The following is a 15,949-nucleotide window of genomic DNA, read 5'->3' as shown; positions in this document are numbered from 1 at the left end:
GGACGGCTTGCCCGGTGACATCGCGTTCCTCCTGCGGCACGGCGTTCCGCATGCGATGCTGGTCGCGGCAGCGTCCGCGGCGCGGGGGAGCGCCGTACCCGCCTGCGACGTGCTCCTCGCCCGGGGCCTCATCGGCGAGGAGCGCTTCTACCGCGCTCTGGCAGAGGAGGTCCGCGCACCCTTCCTGGCACGGCCGCGCCTCGGCCCGCACGCACGCATGCCGGAGGGCCTGCTCGCCGGGCGCGCGCCGCTCGCTCCCGGTCCGCCCGGTGGGCCGACGATCGTCTCGGCGCCCCGCGGCGGCGCCGTCGGCGCGCTCGTCGCCCGGGGCCGCGCGCCGGACGGCCTCGCCATCGCCACGCCGCGGGCGTTGCGCGAGGCGATGCTCGCGCTCCACGGCGCGGCGGTCGCCCGCCGCGCGGCCCACGGCCTCGCGGACCGCACGCCGCACTTCTCCTATCGCGACGGCCCGAGCCTCGGCCAGCGGCGCACCCTCGCCCTCGCCGCGCTGGCGGTCCTCGCGGGGGCCGCGGTGCTCGACGGCGTCGTCGTCGCCCTCGGCGCCCTCGCCTGCCTGCTCTTCATCGTGCTCGCCACGATCCGCTTCGCCACCTGCCTCGAGAGCGTCGCGACGACGCCGCCGCGTCCGTCTGCGCGCATCCCCGACGCGGACCTGCCGGTCTACACGATCCTCGTGCCGCTCTACGACGAGGCGCGGGTCGTTGCGCGCCTGACCGAGGCGCTCCGCGCGCTCGACTACCCGCCGGAGAAGCTCGACATCAAGCTCCTCGTCGAGGCCGACGACGGCGCCACCGCGGCGGCGATCGACGCGCTCTCCCTGCCCGGCACCTTCGAGGCGTTCGTCGTCCCCGCCGGAGAGCCGCGCACCAAGCCGCGCGCGCTCAACGCCGCCCTGCCGCTGGCGCGCGGCGCCTTCACCGTCGTCTTCGACGCGGAGGACCGGCCCGAGCCCGACCAGCTGCGCCTCGCCGTCGCGGCCTTCGACCGGGAGGGCCCGGACCTCGCCTGCCTGCAGGCGCGGCTGTCGATCCACAACGCGCGGCAGAACTGGCTCGCGGCCTCCTTCGCCGTCGAGTACGCGGCCCTCTTCGACGTGATCAACCCCGGCCTGATCCGGCTCGGCCTGCCGATCCCCCTCGGCGGGACGTCGAACCATTTCCGCACGGCGCCCTTGCGGGCGATCGGCGGCTGGGACGCGTGGAACGTGACCGAGGACGCCGACATCGGCCTGCGCCTCGCGGCGCTCGGCCTGCGCACGGGAGACCTGCCGTCCACCACCTGGGAGGAGGCGCCGACGCGCCATCGGCAGTGGCTGAACCAGCGCTCGCGCTGGATGAAGGGCTTCATGCAGACGCTGCTGACCCACACCCGCGAGCCGCGCCGGTCGATCGCCGTGCTCGGGGCGCGGCGGGTGGCGATCGTCTGGCTCGTCGTCGGCGGCACGGTGCTCTCGGCGCTGCTCTATCCGCTGACCCTGTTCGTCGTCGTCTCGCTCGCCGCGGGCGGGGTCGGCGCGGCGCTGGCACCGGGGCCGGACCCGGCCTGGGTCGAGGCGGCGCTCGCTCCGCTGCCGCTGCCGATCGCGATCCTCGCGACGACGACCTGCGCCTGGGGCCTCGCCACCACCTTCGCGGTCGCCGGCCTCGCCCTGCGCCGTCGCCGCCGCCGCGACCTGCTGGCGCTCGTGCCGACGATGCCGCTCTACTTCTTCCTCGTCAGCGTCGCCGCCTGGCGCGGCCTCCAGGACCTCGTGCGCCGCCCCTACCATTGGCACAAGACCAGCCACGGCCTCCCCCCGCCCGCGACGGTCGGAGAGAGGATCGCGACGCGGTGGCGGCAGGTGGTGGGCAGGCGTGCGGGGCGGCAAGGGGAGGGGGAGGGCGCGCCGGACTGAAGGGTACACCTCCATGCGGCGTCGCACATTCGAGGTTGTTCTCGGCTCGAGAGAAGTTCATTGATGTGAGCTACTGGAAATTGGAATCCGTTCCAACGTTCGTCGGAGACTGCACGATGGCGTCGCTGCTCGGGTCCACCATCGTTCTGTGCATCGCGGCGTCGAGCGTTCTCGGGGTCGGAATCCCCGATGCACATGCCGTCGCCGCCTCGGGCGGCATCCACGTCGGCGGAGGTGGTGCGGGCGGGACGCCCCACCGCGGCGGGATGGGTTCGGGTCCACCGTCGTCGCTCACGGCGGTCGGCTTCGAAGTCCCAGACCTCGCGGCGTTTCGAGGCAGCCGCTGGCAATTCGCCGTCGAACCCGTGCCGCTCGCGGCCGTGTCCGATTCCGGCATCGCGCTGTGGATCGCATGTGACGACGGAGCGGCGCGGATCGGCTTCACGACCGGGTGGATGTCGAGCGGCGGCGGAGGAGTCGATTCCTGGGTCAGGGACTGGGCTGCCGAAGGCATCGTGACCTCCTTCGAGATCGCGGGCGAGAACTACGACCTCCCTGTCGAGCTCCGGGAGCCGGAGGACGTCTTCGTCGCACGCGAGGTGCTGCCTTTGGATGCGCCGCTGCTGAGCGCGCTCGCGCGAGGTCGAAGCGTGCTGCTGCATCATTGGTACGGGATGGAGAGCGAGCAGGTCTTCACGCTGACCGGGTCGGGGGACGCTCTCGGCGCCTTCGTCGACAACTGCCGTTGAAGGCGCCGTTCCGGGAACGCCTCTGGTGCCGCACCCACGTGCGGACGAGCCAGGGCGGTGGTCCACCGCCCCCTCAAATCCGCGCCAACAGCTCCTGCGCCGCGTCCTCCGGCGCCTTCGCCGTGTTGAGCCCGGCGACGAAGCGGCCCTGCCCGTCCATGATGTAGACGATCGCCGTGTGCTCCATCGTGTAGTCGCCGTCGTCGAGGGGGACCTTGCGGGCGAAGGCGCGGTAGGCGGAGACCGCCGCGTCGACCTGCTCGGGCGTGCCGGTCAGCCCGAGGATGCGGTCGTCGAAGCTCGAGACGTAGGCCTGCATGAGCTCGGGCGTGTCCCGCTCGGGGTCGACGGTGATGAAGAGCGCGCGCATGTCGCGGCCGGAGCGCTCCTTCACCGCGTCCAGCGTCTGCGCGATCTCGAAGAGCTTCGTCGGGCACACGTCCGGGCAATGGGTGAAGCCGAAGAAGACGAGGTGCGGCTCGCCCAGGAAACTCGCCTCCGTCACGGGCGTGCCGAAGTGATCGACGAGCGTGAACGGCCCGCCGACGTCCGAGGCCGCGACCTCGCGGCCCTGAGGGGTCAGCGTCAGCACCGCGGCGATGCCGAGCGCGACGACGCCGAACAGGAAGGCGGCGAGCGGAAGGACGAGGCGGCGGGTGCGGTCGGTCATGACGGGGCTCTCGGGCATCTCTTCCGGAACGTGCGCGTCCGGTACGCTCCCGAGATAAGGCCTCAGAAGCACCATGCCAATGCGGCGAGAACGACCTCGTTGAACACCGCCGGCCCCTGCGACGCCCACATCAGCAGCCCCGCGCCCGCGAGCGCCACGACCCCGAGCGCGACGAGAACCGCGGCTGCGCGGCCGAACGCGGCCGTCTCCCGCACCGGGCGCTCGCCCGCCTCTCCGCCGGGCGTCGAATGGGTCGCGTGGTTCATCATGTGCACGATCCTACCGCCATCCGAAGGCGTGAGCAACCGAGGATGCACTGGTCGCAAGAGATAGTACACCACGCTCGAACCCTGGATTTTTACATCTGCTAAGGAATGCGTCGGCAATGTTTCCGAGCACCCATCGCGCCGTAATCATGGTAGTGCTTGCGACTTTTCGGCAGATGACGGATCATCTGCCCGATGGCATCTTATCGGCATCCTGATCGAACCGAGGTCGACGTGTCGAGCGCCCTGTCCCAGAAGCAAAAGATGCTACTACGCCTGCGCGAAATCGCGCAGACGATCGATTCCGACCTCGACTGGCTCGGTCCGGACCGCAGGCGCGACTTCGTCGAGCGGCTCGAGGCCGAGCGCGACGAGGCGCTCGACATCGTGCTGGCCGAACCGCCGGCGCTGGCGGACGTCGAGATCGCGCAGCGCGTCCTCGATCATCTGCGCCGCGCGGCGAAGGACGCCTCGCGCGCCGACGCGCTCGAGGGCTGGATGAACCAGGCGGGAGTCGCTCCCGGGAAACCCTGACGACGTCTCTTCGCGCCCGGCGGGCGCAGGCGCATTGCGCCGGGCGCCGCGGGCGGGCACGATGGCGCGATGCCGCTCACCGAACGCTACCATCCCGATCCGCGCCACCTCGCCCTCGGCGGGGCCTTCTACGATCCCGTCTCGCCGGCTCCCTTCCCGGCCGCCGTCCTGCGCTGGCGCAACGACCGCTGGGCGCCGCGGGTCGGCCTCGACGGGCTCGACGAGGTGGAGTGGATCGAGCGAATGGCGCGCTTCGCGCCGCTGCCGGGCAACATCCCGCAGCCGCTGGCGTTGCGCTACCACGGCCACCAGTTCCAGAACTACAACCCCGAGATCGGCGACGGGCGCGGCTTTCTCTATGCGCAGATGCGCGACGCGGAGGACGGCCGGCTCCTCGACCTCGGCACCAAGGGCTCGGGCCGGACGCCGTGGTCGCGCTTCGGCGACGGGCGGCTGACGCTCAAGGGCGGCGTGCGCGAGGTGCTGGCGACCGAGATGCTGGAGGCGCTCGGCGTCTACACCTCGAAGTCGTTCTCGCTGATCGAGACCGGCGAGGCGCTCGCGCGCAACGACGAGCCCTCCCCCACCCGCTCCTCGGTGCTGGTGCGGCTGTCGCACAGCCACGTGCGCATCGGCTCGTTCCAGCGCTTCCTCTACCTGAACGAGGGCGAGAACATCGAGTGGTTGCTCGACTACTGCATCGAGACCTACTGGCCGCAGGCGGCGCAGGCCGAGAACCGCGCGGTGGCCTTCCTCGCGCTGGTGACGGACGCGGTGGCGCGCATGGCGGCGGAGTGGTTTCAGGCGGGGTTCGTGCACGGCGTGCTCAACACCGACAACACCACGATCACCGGCGAGAGCTTCGACTACGGGCCGTGGCGCTTCCTGCCGACCCTCGACACCGCGTTCACCGCCGCGTATTTCGACCAGACCGGCCTCTACGCCTTCGGCCGCCAGCCGGCGGCGCTGCACTGGAACCTGTGCCGGCTGGCCGATTCCCTGCGCCACCTCGCCCCCGACGACGCGCTCGTCTCCGCGCTCACCCCCTTCGGCGAGATCTTCGACGCCCACCTCTCCCGCCTCGCCCGCGCCCGGCTCGCGCTCGATCCCGACGACCCGGGAAGCGAGGACGCGCCGGCGCTCGTCTACCGCGCCATGGCCCGCACCGAGGTGCCCTTCGAGTGCGCGATGTTCGACCTCGTCGGCGGCGCCGACCCCGCCCGCCTCGCCGCGAGCCCCCACGCCGCGCTCTATCGCGACCCGGAATGGGAGGAGGCGCTGGCCGCGGTGCGCGCAGCGCGCCCGCATCCGCGGCGCGACGAGGCGCTCGCGCACCCGTATTTCTCGCGGGAGGCGCCGGTGACGATGCTGATCGAGGACGTGGAGGCGGTGTGGGCGGCGATCGCGGAGGGGGATGATTGGGGGGTGTTCGCGGGGAAGGTTGATGAGGTGGGGGAGATGCGGGGGGCTCACGCGCCCCTGCTTTCGGCGATGCGGCGCGACGTGATTCCCTGACCCGCGAAACGAAAAACCGCCGCTCGGTCTCCCGAACGGCGGCGACGCTGCCCGGGGCGCGACGCGCCCCGTCTACTCGGCCTCGAAACGCGATGACCGCTCCGTCAGTGGAGCGTCTCCTCTCCGCGATCGCCGTCGCGCAGGCGCGTCATCTGGTCCTTGAGGACCAGCTTCTTGCGCTTGAGCCGGGCGATCTCCTCGTCGCTCGACGAAGGGCTCGTCACCGCCTTCTGGATCTCCTGCTCGAGGGCCTGGTGCTTGCGCTCGAGCTCGGCCAAGTGGCTATTCAGCGACATGCGTCGTCTCCCTTCCAGTGTTCGCTTCGAACGCCCCGATGCTCTCACAGAATCATTCGCCTGTCGAAGCTTTCTCGTGCTGCGCCGCAACCCTGAAGGGTTAGATGGCAGGGGCCGGACCTTGACGGCGGCGGGGTTTTGTCGCTCTTGGTGTGGAATGCGTGAACACGCGCCAGCCCGTTTCGTCGTGGCCGGCCAGGTCACTGTGGAGCGCGAGAGTGGACGAGGGGATCGATTCCGCCGAGCTGCAGGCCGAGCTCGCGCGGCTCAGGGAAGAGCACCGCGATCTCGACCGGGCGATCGAGGCGCTCGAATCGGCACCGGTGCACGATCGCCTCCAGCTGCAGCGGCTCAAGAAGCGCAAGCTCACCCTGCGCGACCGCATCCGCCGGATCGAGGACGAGATCCTCCCCGACATCATCGCCTGACGGGCGTTCTCGCCCGCCCCCGCGAGGGATCCGCATGACGAACACCACCCCGCCCGCGCGGCCCCCCGTCGCGATCGTCATGGGCAGCCAGTCGGACTGGGCGACCATGCGACACGCCGCGCAGACGCTCGAGGCGCTCGGCGTCGCCCACGAGGCGCGGATCGTCTCCGCCCACCGCACGCCAGAGCGGCTCTTCGCCTTCGCCAAGGGCGCGAAGGCCGAAGGCGTGAAGGTCGTCGTCGCCGGCGCGGGCGGGGCCGCGCACCTGCCGGGCATGGTGGCGGCGTTGACCCCGCTGCCGGTCTTCGGCGTGCCGGTCGAATCGAAGGCCTTGGCGGGCGTCGACAGCCTCTATTCCATCGTGCAGATGCCCGCCGGCATCCCCGTCGGCACGCTGGCGATCGGGCGGGCCGGCGCGATCAACGCCGCATTGCTCGCCGCCGCCGTCCTGGCGCTGGGCGACCCCGCGCTCGCGCAGCGCCTGGAGGCGTGGCGGGCCCGCCAGTCCGAGGGCGTGGCCGCGCATCCCGTGGATGCGCCGATCGTGGACGCCCCGCTCGTGGAGAGCGTGCGATGAGCCCGGTCGCGCCCGGCGACGTCCTCGGCATCCTCGGCGGCGGCCAGCTCGGGCGGATGATCGCGGCGGAGGCCGCGCGGCTCGGGCTCGTCGTCCACGTCTACAACGACGCCCCGGCGAGCCCCGCCTTCGACGTCGCCGCCCGCACCACGACCGCGGATTTCGCGGACGGCGAGGCGCTCGCGGAGTTCGCGCGCCATTGCGCGGTGGTCACCTACGAGTTCGAGAACGTTCCCGTCTCCGCCGCCGAGACGGTCGCGCGCTGGGCACCGCTTCGGCCGGGACTCGCGGCGCTCGCGACCGCGCAGGACCGGCTCGCCGAGAAGCGCTTCGTCGCGGATCTCGGCATCCCGGTGGCGCCGTTCCGCGCCGTCGACGACGTGGCCTCCCTCGCCGCCGCGCTGGCGGAGCTCGGGCGGCCCGCGATCCTCAAGACGCGACGCTTCGGCTACGACGGCAAGGGCCAGGTCGTGATCCGCGACGGTGACGACCCCGCCGCCGCGATCGCCGCCATCGGCGCGGCACCGGCGATCCTCGAGGGCTTCGTGCCCTTCGCGGCGGAAGTCTCCGTCGTCGCCGCCCGCGCGCCGGACGGTGGCCTCGCGGTCTACGACCTGTGCGAGAACCGCCACGAGAACGGCATCCTCGCCCGCACCACCGTTCCGGCCTCGATCTCGCCCGCGACGGAGGCGGCGGCGCGGGACGTCGCAGCGCGCATCGCCGCGGCGCTCGACTACGTCGGCGTCTTCGCGGTGGAGATGTTCGTCGTGCGCGACACCGACGGCGAGCACCTGGTCGTCAACGAGATGGCGCCCCGCGTGCACAATTCCGGGCACTGGACGGACATCGGCGCGGCGACCTCGCAATTCGAGCAGCACGTGCGCGCCGTCTGCGGCTGGCCGCTCGGCCCGACCACGCGTCGCGCGCCGGTGGTCACGATGGACAACCTCATCGGCGCGGACGCCGACGCCTGGCGCGGCCTCCTCGCGGACGAGGGCGCGCGGCTCACGCTCTACGGCAAGGGCGAGGCACGGGCCGGGCGCAAGATGGGGCACGTGACGCGGCTCTCGCGAGAGCGTTGAACCCGGGGGAGGGCGCGTTCTCGCCGCCCGCGTCCGGGCCGATCTCGGGCCTCGACAGCCCCCGGCGATTCTGCTAAGCGCAGCGTCGATCGGTCGAGGCGCGCGAGAGGCGCGAGCCTGCGCTCGGCCGTACAGGTTCCCGTAGCATACCCCGCATCCGACATCGCCGGCGCATCAACCGAAGGAACTCGACGCGTGCAGGTTCTCGTCCGTGAAAACAACGTCGATCAGGCGCTCCGCGCGCTCAAGAAGAAGATGCAGCGCGAGGGCATCTTCCGCGAGATGAAGCTGCGCGGCCATTACGAGAAGCCCTCCGAGAAGAAGGCGCGCGAGAAGGCCGAGGCCGTCCGCCGCGCCCGCAAGCTCGTGCGCAAGCGCATGCAGCGCGAGGGCCTGCTGCCGTCGAAGCCCAAGCCGGCCCGCTGAGGCGCGCCTTCGGGACCGTTGTGGCGATCCGCGGCTCCGAATGGGCCCGGTATCGCCCCATTCGTGTCTCAGGGAACCCGTACGACGTCGCGCGCAGCGGGCACGGGCGCAGAACGACGGGCGCGCATCGCGCCGGGGAGAGGCGACCATGATCACGACCATCGAGGGGACGCGCATCGACGGGACGCTTCGCGGCGTACGGCTGACGGGGCTCCTCCTGGCCGGCGTCGTGCTCGCGGGCTGCGAGACCGTGGCCACGCGCGGCCCCGCTCAGCAGGTCGCCGTGCTCGAGCGCCAGGACAGCGCGGTCGCGGGCACCAACATCGCCTCGCTCACCGAGGTGATCCGCAACAACCCGACCGACGCCACCGCCTACAACACCCGCGGTGCCGCCTACGCGCGCGCCGGCGACTTCCGCGACGCGCTGGCGGATTTCACGCGGGCGATCGAGCTCGACCCGTCGAACCCCGCCGCCTACACCAACCGCGCGCTGGCGCTGCGCCAGACCGGGCGCGACGACGACGCGCTCTCCGACTTCAGCCGCGCGCTCGCGGCGAACCCGGACTACGCGCCGGCGCGCATCGGCCGCGCCAACCTGCTGCGCGCGCGCGGGAACACCGCCGCCGCCCTCACCGACCTCAACGAGGCCCTGCGCGTCTACCCGGAATCCGCCGAGGCGCACCACGCCCGCGGGCTCGTCTACCAGCGCCTCGGCCAGCACCGCGAAGCGGTGCTCGACTTCGACGCCGCGATCGACCGCAACCCCTACGTCGCCGCCCCCTACCAGGGCCGCGGCCAGAGCCTGATCGCGCTCGGCGACTTCGCGAAGGCGATCGAGGATCTGAACGCCTCGCTCAACGTGCAGTCCCAGAACGCCGACGCCTGGGCCTGGCGCGGCGTGGCGCTGGAGCGCTCCGGACAGGTGGACGAGGCCCGCGAGAGCTACCGCCGGGCGCTCTCCATCGACGCGACGAACACCATCGCCCGCGAGGGCGCCGGGCGCGTGCGCGCCTGATCGCCCGCGGTGACGGCGGGAGGGCGCGGGCATGGCTGCGCTCGTAGACGCCATTCGCGCCGCCTTCCTGCGCCAGGCCGATGCCTGCCGCCGCCTCGGCTCGTCCTTCAACGCCGACCTGTGCATGCTCCTGTCCGAGCGCCTGGACGATGCGAGCGCCTTCGGGCGGCGGATCGGGTCCTGGGAGGGCGATCCCCGGGCCGATGCGCTGGCCCTGCGCGCCGCCGGCGCGCTCCACGCCCTCGCCCGCACGCGCCGCGTCCCGGCCCTGACGAACGCCTACCCGCCCGCCGCCTTCGACGCCGCCCGCCTCGGCGACGCCCTCGCGCAGGCGCTCGCGCGGGAGGACGCCTTCCTCGCCGGCTATCTCGACTCAGCCCCGCAGACCAACGAGGTCAAGCGCTCCGGCGCGATCCTGGGCGCGCTGCTCGTCGTGGCGCGGGAGACCGGGCTGCCGCTGTCGCTCCTCGAGATCGGTGCGAGCGCCGGGCTCAACCTCGGGCTCGAGCGCTACGGCTACGCGCTCGACGTGGGCACGCGGGAGGGGGCGAGCCCGGTCCTCGTGCGCTGCGCCTGGCGCGGCGCCCATCCCGATCCCGCGACGCCGCTCGCCGTTATCGACCGGGCGGGCTGCGACCGCAACCCGCTCGACCCCGGCGACCCCGCCGATCGCGAGCGGCTGTTCTCCTACATCTGGCCGGACCAGCCCGAGCGGCTCGAGACCACCGCGTCCGCCCTCGCCGTCGCCGCCGCGGCTTCCTGGCGCGTCGCACGAGCCGATGCCGCCGACTGGATCGAGGCGCGGCTCGCGTCTGCGCCGTGGGCCGGCGTCACCACGGTCGTATTCCACACGATCGTCTGGCAATACCTGCCGGCCCCGGTGAAAGCCCGCATCGAGGCGGCGCTCGCCGACGCGGCGGGCCGCGCACGCGCCGACGCACCCCTCGCCCACGTCGCCATGGAAGCGGACGACACCCCCGGGTCCGCCGCCCTCACGCTCCGCCTGTGGCCCGGCGGCGAGATGCGGGCGCTGGGGCGCGCGGATTTCCATGGGCGGTGGGTGGAGTGGGGGCGAGACGCCTAAAGATTGTGGCAAACAACCCCGGCTCGCGCCGCAACATCCATCATTCTTCGATCGAGGGTGGCCAAACGGCCGCAATCGGTACGCAGAGCCAAAGCGACATAAAGGCAGTCATAGACGGGATGCCTGAATTCGTAGGAGATCCGGGCCGCAGTCTCGATCAGGACCGAAGTCGAAACGAAATCGGAGAAGGGAATTCGGACCGCTCGGAGCGCTTCGACCGCGTGTTCCGCCGACATCGCATTACGGATGACACGCTTGAAGAACGCGTTGCCCGCTTCCGCCAAGAGCATCTCCGGCGCAATCAGGGTGTGCCCTCTAGCGAGAATCGAACGCGCGCGATCCGAACCGTCCTCGCGGATCAGCCATGGAACCGCGACGGACGCGTCAACGATAAGGCTCATCGTTGTCGCGGTCCTCGCGGATCAGATCTACGCTGCTCCCGGGAAAGCGGGGCCCCATGGACGCGATGCGATCCGCGATCTTCAGGAATTCCGCTTGTGACGGCTTGGCGAACGCCTGCAGCGCCTCTCGTGCGACCTCGTTCAGCGACGTTCCTTGCGCGCGCGCTCGATCCTTGAGGCGCGCCGCCAGCTCGTCATCCACGTTGCGCACGAGTATGTCGACCATCTATCGCTCCATTGATATCGAAACGATAGCACGGGTCGCCTCCCGCTGCAATCCTCACTCCCGCGCCTCCACCAGCCGCGCCGCGTACCGCGCCATCAGGTCGACCTCGAGGTTGACCCGCTCGCCCGGGCCCTTGTCGCCGAAGGTCGTGTGCGCGAGCGTGTGGGGTATGAGCAAGACGGAGAAGACGTCGCCCTCCACGGAATTGACCGTCAGCGAGCAGCCGTCGAGCGCGACCGATCCCTTCTCGGCGACGAAGCGGGCGAGGACGGCGGGCACGCGCAGGTCGAAGCGGGCGGTGGCGCCCCAGCCGGTCTCCTCGGCGGTGACCTCGCTGCGCGCGACGATCTCTGCGAGCCCGTCCACGTGGCCGGTGACGATGTGGCCGCCCAGCTCGTCGCCGATCTTCAGCGAGCGCTCGAGATTGACGCGGGTCCCCTCCCCCCAGGAGCCGACCGTGGTACGCGCCAGGGTCTCCGCCGCCGCATCGACGGAGAACCACATGTCTCCCGCGACGCCGCCCAGCGCCACGACGGTGAGGCAGGGACCGGAGCAGGCGATCGAGGCGCCGATGGCGATCGTTCCGGGATCGTCGTCGCAGGCGATGGTGAGCCGGCGCTGGTCGGTACGGTCCTCCACCGCGACGACGCGGCCGATGGTTGTGACGATGCCGGTGAACATGGCTCACGCCCTCTCGAAGTGCTGGAACACGTCCGCGCCCGCCGGCTCCTCGGAGACGAGCCGCAGGCGCGTCTCGACGTGGCGCGCGAGCGCGGGGCCGACGGCGGCGAGGCCGGGCGCCGAGGGGTCCTGCGCAGCGAGCCGGCGCGGGCCCGTCGCGATGGCCAGCGCGTCGACGAGATCGGCCTGCGCCAACCCCTCGGCCAGCGCGGGCCCGCCCTCGCAGAACACGCGCGTGATGCCGCGCACGGCGAGCAGCCGCAGGCCCTCGTCGAGCCGCACCCGCCCACGATCGTCGGCGCCGACCCGCATCACCTCGACGCCCGCGTCGACGAGCCGGCGCTCGGCGGCGGCGGGCGCATCGATCGTGGTGATCACCCAGGTCGGCGGCGCGCCCGCGCTCTGGACGATCCCAGCCTCGAGCGGCAGGGCGAGGCGCGAATCGACCACGACCCGCACCGGCGACCGGTGCTCGAGGCCGGGCAGCCGCGTCGTCAGCCGCGGGTCGTCGGCGACGACCGTGTTGAGGCCGACCATGATCGCGTCCGCATGCGCGCGCATCAGGTGGACGCGGGCGTTGGCCAGCGCGCCGGTGATCATCAGCCGCTCGTTGGAGGCGGCGGCGGCGTAGCCGTCGGCGGTGCGGGCGAGCTTGAGCAGCACCGCCGGGCGGCCCTTCGTCACCCGCGTGACGTGCCCGACATGGCTGCGCGCGGCCTCCGCCTCCGCGACGCCGCCGGTGACGGCGAGGCCCGCCTGGCGCAGCAGCGCCGCGCCGCGCCCGCTCACCCGCGGGTCGGGATCGGCCAGCGCGTAGACGACGCGGGCGACGCCGGCATGGATCACCGCCTCGGCGCAGGGTGGCGTCTTGCCGTGGTGCGAGCAGGGCTCCAGCGTGACGTAGAGCGTGGCACCCCGCGCGGCCGGGCCGGCGGCGTCCAGCGCGACGCGCTCGGCATGGGGACGCCCGCCGGGCTGGGTGACGCCGCGTGCGACGACGACCGGCGCGCCGGAGGCGTAGGAGACGAGCACGGCGCCGACGCTCGGATTGGGCCAGGTGAGGCCGAGATTGCGCCGCCCGATCGCCAGCGCATTGCGCATGTAGGCGACGTCTCGGTGCGCCTGCGCATCGCCAGCGGGCGTCCCGCCGGCGGCGGCCGCGCGCGCCGCGGCGGGGCTCATCGCACGCCGTCCACGGCGGGATCCGCCGGTGCGGCGTCGTCCTCTGCGGGCCGCGCGGGGGCGGCGGCGGCCGCGGCCGTGCCGGCGCCCGCGGCGCGTCCGAGCCCGATCAGCAGCTCCTCGAAGTCCCTGGGCTCGCGGAAGCTCTTGTAGACCGAGGCGAAGCGCACGTAGGCGACGTCGTCGAGGTTCTTGAGCCCCTCCATGACGAGATCGCCCACCTGCTCGGAGGAGACCTCGCTCTCGCCGGAGGACTCGAGCTGGCGCACGATGCCGTTGACCATGCGCTCCACCCGCTCGGGATCGACCTCGCGCTTGCGCAGGGCGACGTCGATCGAGCGCTGGAGCTTGTCACGGTCGAAGGGCACGCGCTTGCCCGAGCGCTTCACCACCACGAGCTCGCGCAGCTGCACGCGCTCGAAGGTCGTGAAGCGCCCACCGCAATCGGGGCACACGCGCCTGCGCCGGATCGAGGCCGAGTCTTCCGCCGGCCGCGAGTCCTTCACCTGCGTGTCGAGGCTTCCGCAATAGGGGCAGCGCATGTGCGCCCGCGTCTCCTCAGCCGTAGATCGGGAAGCGGCCGGTCAGCGCGTGGACCCGCGCCTTGACCGAGGCCTCGACGGCGTCGTTGCCGCCCTCGCCGTTCGCCGCGAGCCCGTCGAGCGTCTCGACGATCAGCCGGCCGACCTCCTGGAACTCGGCCACGCCGAAGCCCCGCGAGGTCGCGGCCGGGGTGCCCAGCCGAATGCCGGAGGTGACCATCGGCTTCTCGGGGTCGAAGGGCACGCCGTTCTTGTTGCAGGTGATGTGCGCGCGCCCGAGCGCCTGCTCGGCGGCCTTGCCGGTGAGCGCCTTCGGGCGCAGGTCGACGAGCATCAGGTGGTTGTCGGTGCCGCCGGAAACGATGGCGTAGCCGCCGGACTTGATCGTGTCCGCGAGCGCGCGCGCGTTGTCGACCACGGCGCGGGCGTAGATCTTGAACTCCGGCCGCAGCGCCTCGCCGAAGGCGACCGCCTTGGCCGCGATGACGTGCATCAGCGGGCCGCCCTGCATGCCGGGGAACACCGCGGAGTTGAACTTCTTCGCCAGCGCCTCGTCGTTCGTCAGGATCATGCCGCCGCGCGGGCCGCGCAGGGTCTTGTGCGTGGTCGTGGTGGCGACGTGGGCGTGGGGGAACGGCGAGGGGTGCGCGCCGCCGGCGACGAGGCCCGCGAAATGCGCCATGTCGACCATGAACCAGGCGCCGACCTCGTCCGCGATCTCGCGGAAGCGGGCGAAGTCCCAATGGCGCGAGTAGGCCGAGCCGCCGGCGATGATGATCTTCGGCTTGTGCTCGCGGGCGAGGCGGGCGACCTCGTCCATGTCGATCCGGTTGTCGTCGGGCCGCACGTTGTAGCTCACGACGTCGAACCACTTGCCCGACACGTTCACCGGCGCGCCGTGCGTGAGGTGCCCGCCGGCGGCGAGGTCGAGGCCCATGAACGTGTCGCCCGGCTGCATCAGCGCCATGAACACGGCCTGGTTCGCCTGCGAGCCCGAGTTCGGCTGGACGTTGGCGAATCCGCAGTCGAACAGCCGGCAGGCGCGCTCCTGCGCCAGCGTCTCGGCGATGTCGACGAACTGGCAGCCGCCGTAGTAGCGCCGGCCGGGATAGCCCTCGGCGTACTTGTTGGTCATCACCGAGCCCTGCGCTTCGAGCACCGCCTGGGAGACGATGTTCTCGGAGGCGATCAGCTCGATCTCCATGCGCTGGCGGCCGAGTTCGGCCTCGATGGCGGCGGCGATCTCGGGATCGACGTCCGCGAGGCCGGCCGAGAAGAAGGAGTTGGACAGATGGGTCCCGGTCGCTTCGCTCGCGCTCATGTTTCGCCTCGCTCTCGTCGGCCCGAATGTGGTCCCGTGTCTCCCGCGCCCGCACCGGGGCCGCCGCTCTCGGCGGGCGCGAGCGGGCGCTGCGGCGCCCGTCGGGTCTCAGATGGGGCGTCTATCATGGGGGGACAGGGCCGGCAAATCGTGAATGGATGCGACATGGAGCGGGTGTTGCACCGACGGGGGTGCGGGATTTCGGGCGGCGTTACCCCCGCTACCTTGCACCCACGCCAACCCGCCCTGGCGCGTCGGTCCGTTGCGTCCGCCCGCGGCGCGACCATCTGCCGAAGCGACGAAACGGCGCAGCTTGCACGGAAAGCCCCCCCCATGACCGACTTCGCCACCCACCCGATCGCCACCCGCTTCCCGCCGAAGCACCCCGATCGCCTGCAGCTCTACTCGACGCCCACGCCCAACGGCGTGAAGGTCTCGATCATGCTCGAGGAGACCGGGGTGCCCTACGAGCCGCATTTCGTGAACATCGGCGAGAACGAGACCTGGACGCCGGAATTCCTGGCGCTGAACCCCAACGGCAAGATCCCCGCGATCATCGATCCGCACGGCCCCGCGGGCGAGCCGCTCGCGCTCTTCGAATCGGGCGCGATCCTCCTCTACCTCGCCGAGAAGACCGGGCGCCTCCTGCCCGCCGACCCAGTCGCGCGCTGGCAGACGGTGCAATGGGTGATGTGGCAGATGGGTGCGGTGGGGCCGCTGTTCGGCCAGCTCGGCTTCTTCCACAAGTTCAAGGGCCGCGAGATCGAGGACCCGCGCCCCAAGGAGCGCTACCGGGCCGAGGCCGAGCGGCTCCTGAAGGTGATCGAGACGCGGCTCGAGGGGCGCGACTGGATCATGGGCGCGGAGTACACGATCGCCGACATCGCGTTGCTGGGCTGGGTGCGCAACCTCGTGGGGTTCTACGAGGCGGGCGACATCGTCGGCTGGGACGCGCTCTCGCGCACGCCCGCCTGGCTCGAGCGCGGCCTCGCCCGCCCGGCGGTGCAGCGCGGTCTCGCGATCCCCGCCCGGGGCTGAG

The 15,949-nt window shown here is 72.1% G+C and carries 20 protein-coding genes; 11 read left to right on the top strand and 9 right to left on the bottom strand.

The window, feature by feature from the left end:
• Positions 1-7: 7 nt before the first annotated feature.
• Together AB9M23_RS02635 and AB9M23_RS02630 are read left to right on the top strand one after the other, a co-directional pair.
• Positions 8-1,915 (top strand): glycosyltransferase family 2 protein, encoded by a 1,908-nt coding sequence (locus tag AB9M23_RS02635; protein WP_372422223.1) that lies wholly within the window; start codon positions 8-10, stop codon positions 1,913-1,915.
• Between the two features lie 116 nt (positions 1,916-2,031).
• Positions 2,032-2,664 carry a hypothetical protein gene (locus AB9M23_RS02630; protein WP_372422221.1) on the top strand — a complete coding sequence of 211 codons (633 nt, stop codon included), beginning with the start codon at positions 2,032-2,034 and terminating at the stop codon, positions 2,662-2,664.
• A gap of 73 nt (positions 2,665-2,737) precedes the next feature.
• Here the strand turns inward: AB9M23_RS02630 and AB9M23_RS02625 are convergent, their stop codons facing one another.
• Complete coding sequence (locus tag AB9M23_RS02625; protein WP_372422219.1) at positions 2,738-3,334, bottom strand: SCO family protein; 597 nt, start codon at positions 3,332-3,334, stop codon at positions 2,738-2,740.
• A gap of 62 nt (positions 3,335-3,396) precedes the next feature.
• Complete coding sequence (locus AB9M23_RS02620) at positions 3,397-3,603, bottom strand: hypothetical protein (protein ID WP_372422217.1); 207 nt, start codon at positions 3,601-3,603, stop codon at positions 3,397-3,399.
• 231 nt (positions 3,604-3,834) lie between these two features.
• Between AB9M23_RS02620 and AB9M23_RS02615 the strand changes: the two genes are divergently transcribed.
• Together AB9M23_RS02615 and AB9M23_RS02610 are read left to right on the top strand one after the other, a co-directional pair.
• A complete protein-coding gene (locus AB9M23_RS02615; protein ID WP_372422216.1) occupies positions 3,835-4,134 on the top strand; it encodes a hypothetical protein in 300 nt (99 codons plus the stop codon).
• A 69-nt stretch (positions 4,135-4,203) separates the two neighbouring features.
• Positions 4,204-5,649, top strand: coding sequence for a protein adenylyltransferase SelO family protein (locus AB9M23_RS02610; protein ID WP_372422215.1), 1,446 nt, complete (start codon positions 4,204-4,206; stop codon positions 5,647-5,649).
• A gap of 104 nt (positions 5,650-5,753) precedes the next feature.
• On the opposite strand, the gene AB9M23_RS02605 is transcribed toward AB9M23_RS02610, so the two are convergent.
• Complete coding sequence (locus AB9M23_RS02605) at positions 5,754-5,945, bottom strand: YdcH family protein (RefSeq protein ID WP_372422213.1); 192 nt, start codon at positions 5,943-5,945, stop codon at positions 5,754-5,756.
• 218 nt (positions 5,946-6,163) lie between these two features.
• Between AB9M23_RS02605 and AB9M23_RS02600 the strand changes: the two genes are divergently transcribed.
• The 6 genes from AB9M23_RS02600 to AB9M23_RS02575 all read left to right on the top strand — a co-directional run bounded on the left by AB9M23_RS02600 (position 6,164) and on the right by AB9M23_RS02575 (position 10,557).
• A complete protein-coding gene (locus AB9M23_RS02600; RefSeq protein ID WP_372422211.1) occupies positions 6,164-6,373 on the top strand; it encodes a YdcH family protein in 210 nt (69 codons plus the stop codon).
• Between the two features lie 34 nt (positions 6,374-6,407).
• Entirely contained in the window at positions 6,408-6,950 is a 543-nt protein-coding gene (gene purE, locus AB9M23_RS02595) for a 5-(carboxyamino)imidazole ribonucleotide mutase (protein WP_372422210.1), read from the top strand.
• On the top strand, positions 6,947-8,032 hold the full coding sequence (locus AB9M23_RS02590; RefSeq protein ID WP_372422208.1) for a 5-(carboxyamino)imidazole ribonucleotide synthase: 1,086 nt from the start codon (positions 6,947-6,949) through the stop codon (positions 8,030-8,032). Before purE ends, AB9M23_RS02590 begins: the two co-directional genes overlap by 4 nt.
• A gap of 195 nt (positions 8,033-8,227) precedes the next feature.
• Positions 8,228-8,458 (top strand): 30S ribosomal protein S21, encoded by a 231-nt coding sequence (gene rpsU / locus AB9M23_RS02585; protein ID WP_029029311.1) that lies wholly within the window; start codon positions 8,228-8,230, stop codon positions 8,456-8,458.
• 148 nt (positions 8,459-8,606) lie between these two features.
• Entirely contained in the window at positions 8,607-9,473 is an 867-nt protein-coding gene (locus AB9M23_RS02580) for a tetratricopeptide repeat protein (protein ID WP_372422205.1), read from the top strand.
• A 31-nt stretch (positions 9,474-9,504) separates the two neighbouring features.
• Positions 9,505-10,557: a DUF2332 domain-containing protein gene (locus AB9M23_RS02575; protein ID WP_372422203.1), complete on the top strand. Its 1,053-nt coding sequence runs from the start codon at positions 9,505-9,507 to the stop codon at positions 10,555-10,557.
• On the opposite strand, the gene AB9M23_RS02570 is transcribed toward AB9M23_RS02575, so the two are convergent.
• From AB9M23_RS02570 to glyA, 6 genes are read right to left on the bottom strand one after another with little or no spacing between them, the layout of a single operon-like run.
• Positions 10,554-10,958, bottom strand: a complete 405-nt coding sequence (locus AB9M23_RS02570) for a type II toxin-antitoxin system VapC family toxin (protein WP_372422202.1) — start codon at positions 10,956-10,958, stop codon at positions 10,554-10,556. The two genes, AB9M23_RS02575 and AB9M23_RS02570, sit on opposite strands and share 4 nt — an antisense overlap.
• Positions 10,942-11,184, bottom strand: a complete 243-nt coding sequence (locus tag AB9M23_RS02565; RefSeq protein ID WP_372422200.1) for a FitA-like ribbon-helix-helix domain-containing protein — start codon at positions 11,182-11,184, stop codon at positions 10,942-10,944. Before AB9M23_RS02565 ends, AB9M23_RS02570 begins: the two co-directional genes overlap by 17 nt.
• 54 nt (positions 11,185-11,238) lie before the next feature.
• Positions 11,239-11,865: a riboflavin synthase gene (locus AB9M23_RS02560; protein WP_372422199.1), complete on the bottom strand. Its 627-nt coding sequence runs from the start codon at positions 11,863-11,865 to the stop codon at positions 11,239-11,241.
• 3 nt (positions 11,866-11,868) lie between these two features.
• Complete coding sequence (ribD, locus tag AB9M23_RS02555; protein WP_372422198.1) at positions 11,869-13,047, bottom strand: bifunctional diaminohydroxyphosphoribosylaminopyrimidine deaminase/5-amino-6-(5-phosphoribosylamino)uracil reductase RibD; 1,179 nt, start codon at positions 13,045-13,047, stop codon at positions 11,869-11,871.
• Positions 13,044-13,589 (bottom strand): transcriptional regulator NrdR, encoded by a 546-nt coding sequence (gene nrdR, locus AB9M23_RS02550; protein ID WP_372422197.1) that lies wholly within the window; start codon positions 13,587-13,589, stop codon positions 13,044-13,046. The genes ribD and nrdR overlap by 4 nt, the downstream gene beginning before the upstream one ends.
• Before the next feature lie 16 nt (positions 13,590-13,605).
• Entirely contained in the window at positions 13,606-14,910 is a 1,305-nt protein-coding gene (glyA, locus tag AB9M23_RS02545) for a serine hydroxymethyltransferase (protein WP_372422196.1), read from the bottom strand.
• A gap of 333 nt (positions 14,911-15,243) precedes the next feature.
• On the opposite strand from glyA, the gene AB9M23_RS02540 reads away from it, so the two are divergent.
• On the top strand, positions 15,244-15,948 hold the full coding sequence (locus AB9M23_RS02540) for a glutathione S-transferase family protein (protein WP_372422195.1): 705 nt from the start codon (positions 15,244-15,246) through the stop codon (positions 15,946-15,948).
• Position 15,949 lies beyond the last annotated feature (1 nt).

The organism is Salinarimonas chemoclinalis (assembly GCF_041514305.1).
Lineage (GTDB): Bacteria > Pseudomonadota > Alphaproteobacteria > Rhizobiales > Beijerinckiaceae > Salinarimonas > Salinarimonas chemoclinalis.
Note: the sequence above shows the minus strand (reverse complement) of the source record. Positions and strands in the feature narration are given on the sequence as shown.